Here is a 6,959-nt window from a genome sequence, read left to right on the forward strand (position 1 = left end):
GGCTATTATGTTTCAAGTAACGGAAGCAACAGGTTGTCCTTTTGACAAAGGCTATTTAATGAAGGAAACGCATACATTCGATATCCGCAATTATGGGGCGGGTCCGGAGAATGCTCCTGTGGAGAATACCAAGGCAATTAACAGTGCCATTCAGGCTGCGTCTGCAGAAGGGGGCACTGTGGTAATTCCTGAAGGCAGCTTCAGGGTGTACACGATTCGTCTCTTAAGCGGCGTCAATTTGTACTTGTCGGCAGGCAGCGTACTTTCTGCAGCAAGAACAGATATCCGCCATTCCTATGAGCAGCAGATGGGGGAAGGCGGGAACTATGATGAGCCTGAGGTTAATCTATATGCTGGTCTGCAGGATCACGGTCATACGTACTTTGCCAACAGCCTGATTTATGGCGCGGATATCCAGAATGTGATGATTTATGGGCCCGGGCTGCTGGATGGAAGTTCTTTGAATGATGAGGGAGAACTGGAGCAGGTTCTGATGGGCGGGGACCCGCATGAGCCATTGCGCCGGGACGAGCCCGGCCACCGCGGTGAATGGTTCGGCAATAAGGCGATTGCGATGGTGCGGTGCGAGAATGTCGCATTCTGCGACTTTTCTATCCTGGCCGGCGGCCATTTTGCCATTATAGCAACCTGTGTGAAGAATCTGTATGTCGGGCATATTCTCGTGGATACGAACCGGGATGCGTTTGATGTGGACTGCTGCGAGAATGTGACCATTGTTCAATCCGCCTTCAATTCATTAACGGACGATGCCATTGTGCTGAAGGCCTCCTATGGCGGCGGAAACTTTATGCCGCTCCGCAATGTATTGATTGAAGACTGCGTGGTTAGCGGCTACGACACAGGCTCCGTATATGCGGGAACGTATACACAGGACAAGCTGATTGCAACAGACCGCTGCGGTCCTACCGCCCGCGTCAAGCTGGGTACGGAATCTACCTGCGGGTATGATTGTGTTACGGTCCGCCGCGTAGCGTTCAAACGGTCGAGAGGTTTTGCCCTTGAGGCTGTCGACGGGGCGGACTTAAGCCATATTATTTTTGAGGACTCCACGATGGAGGATATCAGCAGCTCGCCTATTTTCATCAAAGCAGGAGACCGGGGACGTTTCCCTGTCACAGGAAATAGCACCGGGGAAGAGTTGATAGCGGCCGGAGATGCGGCACCAAATGTAAGATTGGACCAGTCTAACTGGGTGCTGCCGGCCAAGGAACCGTATCCGGTATATCCAGCCAAACGTTATCTGCCAGCCTATAACAGGACGCGCAAAGTTTCTGCGGACGGTTTGTCCACTTTTAATATTGTAGACCCTGAGCGGCCTTGCCGGTTGAATCCTGCCAATTATCATGAAGAAGGTGGCAGATGGTTTGCTGTGCGGTATGATGAGCGCTCGAAGAAGTATGTGCCTGACTACACTAAGGAATTACAGGAAAGCGAGCTTCCGCTGTATGCCAATGCGAACGGGAGCGGCCGTATGGCTAATGTTCATGATATTATTATCCGCAATATTACTGCTAAGAATGTCGACCCCCGCTTTCCCATTGAACTGATGGGACTGACAGGGAACCGGATTAAAAATGTCTCGATCTCCAATATTCAAGTGGAGTACCGTGGCGGTCTAAGTCTGGAGCATGCGGTGGAACAACGCCAGCTGAATACGAACTGGGAATATACCCAGTACGGCAGTCCGAAGCGCAGCATTCAGTCGCTGCCGTGGCTGGTGAACACCTTTTTCCTGAAAAATGAAGGGTTATTGCCCCGGGTCGAATGGGATACACAATCAGAAGGGTGGAAAGATGCGCCGTTCAATGTACCAGAGCTGCCGGAGGTGTATCCTGAGCCCAGCAACTGGGGGATCCTGCCGGCTTACGGTCTGTATGCCAGACATGTGGACAATCTGTATCTGAAGGAGATTCAGCTGAGCTATATGACGGAAGATACCCGGCATCCCATTGTGCTTGATGATGTTGTCAATGGCACAATTGAGCATATCCATGCCCGCCATGCGCAGGGGGTAGAAGAAGTCGTACGGGTAAGCAGCAGCTTCAAACGGCCCGCAGGCCTCGAATATGTGCAGGATTATCCGTATCAGCAGACAGCAGTTGAGAATGTGACAATGGACAGCAATCTGTCCGTCAAAAGGATAGAAGTGGAGGCACCTGCTCCAGGCACGCCGAAGGACAGCTTGTATCCGTATGAAACTGTTGCAATTCCCGGAAACGGCTATACATATCCGTCTGCAACCGAAGTGTATCCTTTGCCGCAGACGGTATTCCGGCCTTTCTTCACAGTTGTTCCGGCACAGAGCGTGAAGGCAGGTGAGACGCTATCCTTTGCTGTTGTAGCCAGACAGCCTGCATTCGAGACTTCGTCCCGGGAGACGGATGGCAGGATTTATAATGAAACCAGCCCGGATAAGGACCCGGCAGTACAGGGGATTGCTGAGCCGATGACTTTAACAACGGGCAATCTGCCTGAGGGGGCAACTTTTGACACCTCCTCTTTTGTACCAGGCCAGGCTTGTATCTTTAGCTGGACTCCTGCCGCTGCTGCGGTTCGTGATGAACCTTACACTGCCACTTTTATTGCTGATGACGGGATAATCCCAGTCAAGATGAATGTCAGCATTAAGGTTGTAGGATGAACTATATGAAAAGATATATGAATTCAGTAGACCCCAAACGATTGATCATTATGCTTATCGGGAATGTGTTTCTGGGGATGGGCATCAGCATTTTTAAACTGTCCGGGATGGGGAATGACCCCTTCAGCGGCATGGTGATGGCACTTGCAGACTCCAGCGGGCTCGCCTATGCGAATTTTCTAATCCTGCTGAATCTGGTATTGTTTGTAATCGAATTTATTACCGGACGGAAGTATATTGGAGCCGGAACTTTCGTAAACGCCATTTTGCTGGGTTACATCGCTACCTTCTTTCATAGTACCTGGCTGGAGCTGCTCGGTGAACCCCAGTTATTGTGGCAGCGGGTGGTTACAGTGGCGATTGGCGTGGTGATCTGCAGCTTCGGGGTATCCATGTATCAGACGTCGGATGTGGGAATAGCTCCCTATGACAGCCTGTCCCTGATTATGAGGAATAAGTTTCCGGCAATCTCTTATTTCTGGCACCGGATGTTTACAGACGCTTTTTGTGCTTTGATCTGCTTCCTGTTCGGAGGCATCATCGGTTTGGGGACGCTGGTGTCCGCATTGGGCCTTGGCCCGATCATTCATTTCTTTAATGTGAGTTTTACGAACAAGCTTCTGGCAAAAAAAGGTCCGCCAGCAAAGGAAGATTCCATTTCGCTGAGTTAACATTAAACAAGGGTAGCCGGACTCTGCAAAATATTGCAAGCCCGGCTACCCTTTTGTCGTATACTCAGTCCTTGGGTTCCCTTGTATCCTTGTGATCCGGTGCAATACCGGGAGCAGACACCTCCGGATCATCACCCATCAGAGCACCCACAATTTCGTCCAGCTTGCCAGCGGCCCCTTTTTCATCGTTCAGGCTTGAATCGGCTTCAGGTATAGGGTGAACGCCCGGGCTGCGCCCGTCAAGCGGAGCTTCCTTATTGTCCTTCATCTGTCCATCTCCTTTTTGTATGCAGCGTCTGTGATAGAATGCGTCAATAAAAGTCGTTCTATGTAACGATAACCGCCGCCCGGCCGGGTGAACCACCAAATCCTGCTTTTCCCGATTCACATCCTCCCGTTAAAAGCTTGTTACCTTCTTGGTTTTATGAATATCTTCCGTACCGCTGTCTAAGGCAGTCTTATAATAAGAGCATTTATGTTCGATGACTTCCATCGTTTTCTTCAGCTCCTCCATCTGTGCTTCTACTGAGGCTTTCCGCTCCAGGAACATGTCATATCTCTGCTGCAGGGTGGAATCTCCCTCAGAGCACCACTCAATGAAATGTTTGATTTCCTTAATCGGCATCCCGGATGATTTCAGGCATTCAATTACTTTTAGAGCTTCCATATCCGCTTCCTTGAACACACGTCTTCCGCTGGAGGTCCTTTCGATAAAGGGCATCAGACCTTCCTTGTCATAGTAACGCAGAGTATGCGGTGTCATATTAAAATGTTCTGCAGCCTCAGTTATAGAGTATGTCTTCATCACGAATCTCCAGTCTCAATTGTATTTTGTGCTTGACTTAGAGTTAACTTTAAGTAATATCATATGGTTTGTAAAGTCGTCCTTACGGATTCTACTATGAACAAGAAGAGAGGTTACACCATGATACAAGTTAATGCACGCGCTACATTCAGCCAGGAAGGCCCGTTCAAGCTAACGACCATTGAGCGCCGGGAGCTTCAGCCGCAGGATGTTCTGATTGAGATTAAATTCGCCGGGATCTGCCACTCGGACATTCATACCGCCCGCGGGGAGTGGGGTCCAGTCAAGTATCCGCTCGTTCCAGGCCATGAGATTGCCGGGATTGTCAGCCAGGTCGGTTCCGGAGTTACAAAGTATTCCGTTGGTGACCGGGTAGGGGTAGGCTGTATGGTCGACTCCTGTGGAGAGTGCAGTAATTGCCATAAAGGCGAGGAGCAGTATTGCCTGCATGGAAATACGGGTACCTATGGAGCTACCGACCGGTACGGTCACTATACACAGGGCGGGTATTCCACCCATATTGTGGTGACAGAAGACTTCGTGGTCCGGATTCCAGACGCTATTCCGCTAGACGCCGCTGCCCCGCTGTTATGTGCCGGAATCACAACATATTCACCGCTTCGCCATTGGGGAGCCGCTCCAGGCAAAAATGTAGCTGTAGTTGGTCTTGGCGGACTTGGACACATGGCTGTGAAGATCGCTCATGCTATGGGTGCTGAGGTTACGGTTCTGTCACAGTCACTGAAGAAGAAGGAAGACGGTTTGCAACTAGGTGCGGATCATTATTATGCGACTAGCGATGCGGAGACATTCAAGCAGCTTGCCGGTTCGTTCGACCTGATCATAAATACGGTAAGCGCGCAGATTAATATTGATGCTTATCTATCGCTCCTTGCGCTGGATGGTACCTTGGTCAATGTTGGTGCGCCTGCTGATCCGCTGGCCGTTAACGTATTCTCGCTGATCGGCCACCGCCGTTCATTTGCCGGATCGATGATTGGCGGAATTCGTGAAACGCAGGAGATGCTTGATTTCTGCGCTGAACATAACATTGCCTCTGAGATCGAGGTTATCTCTGCCGACCAGATTGATGAAGCCTGGGAGCGTGTGCTCGCTTCCGATGTCCGTTACCGGTTTGTCATTGATATCAGCACGATGGGTAAGGAATAAAATCCTGCACATAATACAACATTTTCCATATAATCTCGGCTAAAATTCAGTATTGTTGTATAAAAGGCAGCATTTCTTCTTCAAGCAGCTCAGCGAAACAATTGTTGTATTTCATACAACAATCTGTCTGAACACCCGGGTATCTGGGCAGCTAAGTTGCAGTACGTACAACATTTGGGCCTATACAGTGTAAGTGTAGACCAATCTGGTTATATTTGCTTATGAAATCCAAAGGGATACGATCCTTTTGGATTTTTTTGTTTTTTGAAATGCTCAGAACTAATGCACAGCAAATGCTATTGACAAACCCGCCAACAAGTCATATATTCAATATATCGAAACGATATATATCAACATATTATATATAAACCCGCTATATGTCGTACTGAGGAAGGAGGGAATGAATGCTTATATATGTAATACTCGGGTTTCTGTTTGAAAAGGATATGACAGGCTATGAAATCAAGCAGAAGATGATGCGCAGCACCTCCAACTTTATTGATGCCAGCTTCGGCAGCATCTATCCTATGCTCAAGAAAATGGAAAAGGGGGAGTTGATCAAGGCTGAAGAAGGGGTAGAGGAGGGCAGATTCAAAAAAGCCTATGGGATCACGGAAAAGGGGAAGGGTGAGTTTATGGAATGGTTAAAGACACCCTGTACTTTTTCCCCGTTCAATTATGAGTATTTGAATAAGCTGTTCTTCTATAAATATCTTGACGAGCATGAGGTTGCCCGGCTGATTGCCAGCTTCCGCACTACTGTCGCCAGTGAATACAACAAACTTATTTTAATAGAAGAGAAGCACGTTCAAGAGATGGGTGTATACGAACACGCGACGTTGAGGTTTGGCAAAGAATATTATCAGATGATTATGAATTGGCATGAGGAACTCATTAGTGAAATTACAGGAAAGAAGGAAGATAACAATGAGAATGACGAAGAAATTTAAATTGCAGATTGCAGCGGACAAGGTGGATTTGTACAAATGGGTGACGGAGATGACTCCAGGTGAATATGAATCATTCTCTAAGGGCCACAAGGCAATGGGCAGTTATTTTGAAGAGGGTGAGTTCTATATGGTTAATGTGGAGAATATGGGGAATGAGATGATTGTTCAGCACTATCAGTTAAAAGAGCATGCAGAGGATCATTTGCGGTTCTACTCTGACCGGACAGAAGCCTACATCATGCGGTGGATACCCGCCATTGTCGGAGTGCCATGGGAAATGAAGATTACGCCTATTGACCGTAACTCTTGTGAATTCAGCTGTACGATTGGTGCAGACTTCCCCTCACGGTTGCTGGCCATGGCAGCTTGGATAAACGGCCTTGGGGGGTTCTTTATGAGACAACATTTGGCCGGTGAGGGCGTGAAATTTGCTGAAAATATTGAAAAGAAGTTTAACAACGCCAGTACACGCTGAGCTTGGGAGATAGTACATGTATACACATACAATGTTCGACAATCTATGAGCAAATGACCAGACTGAGAACCCTATTTTATGGTATTATCATAGAACAGTATTTACGCAGGTAAGCTACTCTTCATCAATCTAAAGGTATAAGCAGAGAAGCCCAGTGTATGCGGGGCTTCTTTATTTTAGGGCGTGCCCAGAGGCACGCATTATCTAGTTGGTGCAAGTCCAACCA

At 48.3% G+C, this 6,959-nt stretch carries 7 protein-coding genes; 5 read left to right on the plus strand and 2 right to left on the minus strand.

Translation table 11 applies throughout. The annotated features are described in order from the left end of the window. Positions 1-7: 7 nt before the first annotated feature. Positions 8-2,662 carry a glycoside hydrolase family 28 protein gene (locus QW71_RS38080; RefSeq protein ID WP_052770074.1) on the plus strand — a complete coding sequence of 885 codons (2,655 nt, stop codon included), beginning with the start codon at positions 8-10 and terminating at the stop codon, positions 2,660-2,662. Between the two features lie 5 nt (positions 2,663-2,667). Further along, positions 2,668-3,333, plus strand: a complete 666-nt coding sequence (locus QW71_RS17800; protein WP_047013834.1) for a YitT family protein — start codon at positions 2,668-2,670, stop codon at positions 3,331-3,333. A gap of 64 nt (positions 3,334-3,397) precedes the next feature. On the opposite strand, the gene QW71_RS17805 is transcribed toward QW71_RS17800, so the two are convergent. Together QW71_RS17805 and QW71_RS17810 are read right to left on the minus strand one after the other, a co-directional pair. Then, positions 3,398-3,601: a hypothetical protein gene (locus tag QW71_RS17805; RefSeq protein ID WP_039301248.1), complete on the minus strand. Its 204-nt coding sequence runs from the start codon at positions 3,599-3,601 to the stop codon at positions 3,398-3,400. 129 nt (positions 3,602-3,730) lie between these two features. After that, a complete protein-coding gene (locus tag QW71_RS17810; RefSeq protein WP_039301251.1) occupies positions 3,731-4,138 on the minus strand; it encodes a MerR family transcriptional regulator in 408 nt (135 codons plus the stop codon). 120 nt (positions 4,139-4,258) lie between these two features. Between QW71_RS17810 and QW71_RS17815 the strand changes: the two genes are divergently transcribed. The 3 genes from QW71_RS17815 to QW71_RS17825 all read left to right on the plus strand — a co-directional run bounded on the left by QW71_RS17815 (position 4,259) and on the right by QW71_RS17825 (position 6,733). Further along, the gene (locus QW71_RS17815) at positions 4,259-5,308 is read left to right on the plus strand and encodes an NAD(P)-dependent alcohol dehydrogenase (RefSeq protein WP_039301254.1); all 1,050 of its coding nucleotides are present in this window, start codon (positions 4,259-4,261) and stop codon (positions 5,306-5,308) included. A gap of 404 nt (positions 5,309-5,712) precedes the next feature. Beyond that, positions 5,713-6,258, plus strand: a complete 546-nt coding sequence (locus QW71_RS17820) for a PadR family transcriptional regulator (RefSeq protein WP_039301257.1) — start codon at positions 5,713-5,715, stop codon at positions 6,256-6,258. Next, entirely contained in the window at positions 6,242-6,733 is a 492-nt protein-coding gene (locus tag QW71_RS17825; RefSeq protein WP_235441490.1) for a hypothetical protein, read from the plus strand. Before QW71_RS17820 ends, QW71_RS17825 begins: the two co-directional genes overlap by 17 nt. Positions 6,734-6,959 lie beyond the last annotated feature (226 nt).

Origin of the sequence: Paenibacillus sp. IHB B 3415 (assembly GCF_000802655.2) — a bacterium.
Classification (GTDB): domain Bacteria; phylum Bacillota; class Bacilli; order Paenibacillales; family Paenibacillaceae; genus Paenibacillus_AQ; species Paenibacillus_AQ phytohabitans.